This window comes from Synergistaceae bacterium (assembly GCA_017444345.1).
Lineage (GTDB): Bacteria > Synergistota > Synergistia > Synergistales > Aminobacteriaceae > JAFUXM01.
The window spans coordinates 1-2,745 of the sequence record JAFSWW010000060.1 but is presented as its reverse complement, the minus strand read 5'-3'; the positions used below and the strand labels follow the sequence as shown (position 1 = coordinate 2,745).

General features: G+C 39.3%; 3 protein-coding genes. All 3 read right to left on the bottom strand.

Annotated elements, in window-relative coordinates; translation table 11 throughout:
• Window positions 1-93 precede the first annotated feature (93 nt).
• Genes rfbB through rfbD form a run of 3 tightly spaced genes read right to left on the bottom strand, consistent with a single transcriptional unit; the run spans window position 94 to window position 2,514 of the window.
• Window positions 94-1,080, bottom strand: coding sequence for a dTDP-glucose 4,6-dehydratase (gene rfbB / locus IJS99_04005; protein MBQ7560988.1), 987 nt, complete (start codon window positions 1,078-1,080; stop codon window positions 94-96).
• On the bottom strand, window positions 1,074-1,625 hold the full coding sequence (rfbC, locus tag IJS99_04000) for a dTDP-4-dehydrorhamnose 3,5-epimerase (GenBank protein ID MBQ7560987.1): 552 nt from the start codon (window positions 1,623-1,625) through the stop codon (window positions 1,074-1,076). Before rfbC ends, rfbB begins: the two co-directional genes overlap by 7 nt.
• On the bottom strand, window positions 1,615-2,514 hold the full coding sequence (rfbD, locus tag IJS99_03995; protein ID MBQ7560986.1) for a dTDP-4-dehydrorhamnose reductase: 900 nt from the start codon (window positions 2,512-2,514) through the stop codon (window positions 1,615-1,617). Before rfbD ends, rfbC begins: the two co-directional genes overlap by 11 nt.
• Window positions 2,515-2,745: the final 231 nt, after the last annotated feature.

Below are 2,745 nucleotides of genomic sequence, written 5' to 3'. Positions count from 1 at the left end.
GAATCTCGTTATAGGGCGGGCGGGTGGGAGGAATCAGGCACGCGGCGGGGAATAAATTTTAATAAACAAAGGGGGAAGAGCTGCCCCCTCACATTATGACTTAATCAACGGCTCCCACCATGATTTATTTTCGAGATACCATTTTATAGTTCGCTTTATTCCCTCGTTAAAACTTGTCTCAGGCAGCCAACCGAGCCGCAAATAAATTTTTTCGGGGTTAATAGCGTATCTTAAATCATGCCCCTTTCTGTCAGTTACGAATTTAATCAAACTTTCAGGCTTGTTTAACTCTTTGCAAATCAGCTTGACTATATCAATATTTCGCATTTCATTATGTCCGCCGATATTGTAAATCTCACCGTTTGAGCCTTCATCATGAATTATTAAATCAATCGCCCGGCAATGATCCCTAACAAATAGCCAGTCCCTTACGTTTATACCCTGACCATAAACCGGCAAATCTTTATCGTGTAAAGCATTTATTATCATGAGTGGGATTAATTTTTCCGGGAAGTGATAGGGCCCGTAATTATTTGAGCAGCGGCTAATACTCACCGGCAAATTAAATGTCCTGTGATATGAGAGAGTCAATAAATCAGCTCCGGCCTTTGATGCTGAATAGGGCGATGATGTTTTTATCGGCGAGTTCTCGGAAAAAAATAAATCAGGTCTATCAAGCGGCAAATCCCCGTAAACTTCATCGGTGCTGACTTGGTGAAAGCGTTTGACCCCGAATTTAAGACTCGCGTCAAGTAAGACTCCAGTGCCGAGCGTATTCGTAAATAAAAAAATTCCCGGCGATTCAATAGATCTGTCAACGTGAGACTCAGCGGCAAAATTTACAACTATGTCCGGGCGTTCTGACTCGAATAAATTATAAATTCTCTCCCGGTCGCAAATATCAAGCCTGAAAAAATTTATTCTCTCGCTGGCTATTAAATTTTTAAGAGTGTTAATATTTCCTGCATAAGTCAATTTATCAACGCAGATAATTTCATAATCAGGGTGAGCGTCTAACATGTGAAATATAAAGTTGCTTCCGATAAATCCCGCGCCGCCTGTGATTAAAATTTTCATGATAATACCTCCCTCAGCAGCGGCAAATTTGTATCTTTATCAGATAGTATTAAATCCGTGTCTAATTTCGGCCAAGCTATATTAATATCAGGGTCATTATAAATTATTCCGCCCTCGTCGTTAGGGTGATAGAAGTCATCGCACTTGTAAAAGAATTCTGCTGTGTCAGATAATACAATAAAGCCGTGTGCAAAACCTCTCGGAATTAAAATTTGCTTGTGATTTTCGCTCGAGAGTTCGAGACCGTAATATTTGCCGAAAGTCTTGCTATTTTTGCGCAAGTCAACAGCTACATCAAAAACTGAACCGCTAATAACTCTAACTAGCTTACATTGAGGGAATTTAATTTGATAGTGAAGACCCCGCAAAACTCCTTTAGTGCTGCTGCTTTGATTGTCCTGCACGAAATTTATATTAAAGCCGGCCTCTTTCATATCGTTTAAATTATATGTTTCAGTAAAATACCCCCGCAAATCCCCGTGTACTTTAGGAGTTATCACGCAGAGTCCCTCTATACCGTTAATATTATAATTTACACTAATTTGCATTAATTAACAAATACCTCCTTAAAGCGTCGCGCCAATCCGGTAATAATTCAAAGCCTGAATCCTTTAATTTATGCTTATCGAGCCGCGAATTATATGGGCGTTTTGCCTTTGAGAGTCCATATTCAAGAGTCGTTACAGGAATCACGTTTATATTTTTGCCGGCCTGCTTGAAAATTTCACATGCGAAATCATACCAGCTGATAAAGCCGCCTTCATTAGTTGCGTGATAGATCCCGAATTTATTTGTCTCGTTAATATCAGCTAGTAATCTTGCTAGATCCGGCGTGTAAGTCGGAGTCCCTATCTGATCATTTACGACTCTTAAAGTATTATGATTCTCTGAAAGTTTTAGCATTGTCTTGACAAAATTATTGCCGCTCTTACCAAATGCCCACGCTATACGAACTATAAAGAAATCACGCAAAAATTTTTTAACGGCAAATTCTCCTTCTAATTTCGTGAATCCGTAATAATTTAATGGGTTAAAATCTTCGTCATCAGGCTGCCACGCTCTTACGCCCTCACCGTTGAAAACATAATCAGTGCTGATATAAGTCATTATAATATTTAATTCTGAACATAGGCGCGCAAGATTTTCCGTTCCTGTTACGTTTATTGCGAAAACTTTAGATTTATTATTCTCATCTTCGGCCAAGTCTACAGCAGTCCACGCAGCACAATGAATTATTCTATCAGGACGGACAATTTTTAATACTTTCTCAACGTCATTATAATTCGTAATATCGAGTTTCACATATTCGCAGGACTCAGAGCCTGAAAAACTTTCTTGAATATCGGACGCAATACAAGAGACTCCCCGTGAAGTAAGCTCATGAACTAAATCGCGCCCTAGCTGCCCATTTGCCCCGGTTATAAAAATTTTCTGCAATTAATATTACCTCCTTATTGTCAAAATCACGCTTTATTCTACTCCCACCCGCCCACCCGCCTGCTTCGCAGACGAGTAGAATAGTGAAAATCAAAATCTTTAATGAGTATCTATATATTTGCCGTCAAGAATATCCTTCAAATATTGCCCGTATTGATTTTTGCGCAGGACTTCATAAACTTTCATAATTTCGTCGCGGTTAATCCACCCGTTTAAGTAAGCAATTTCTTC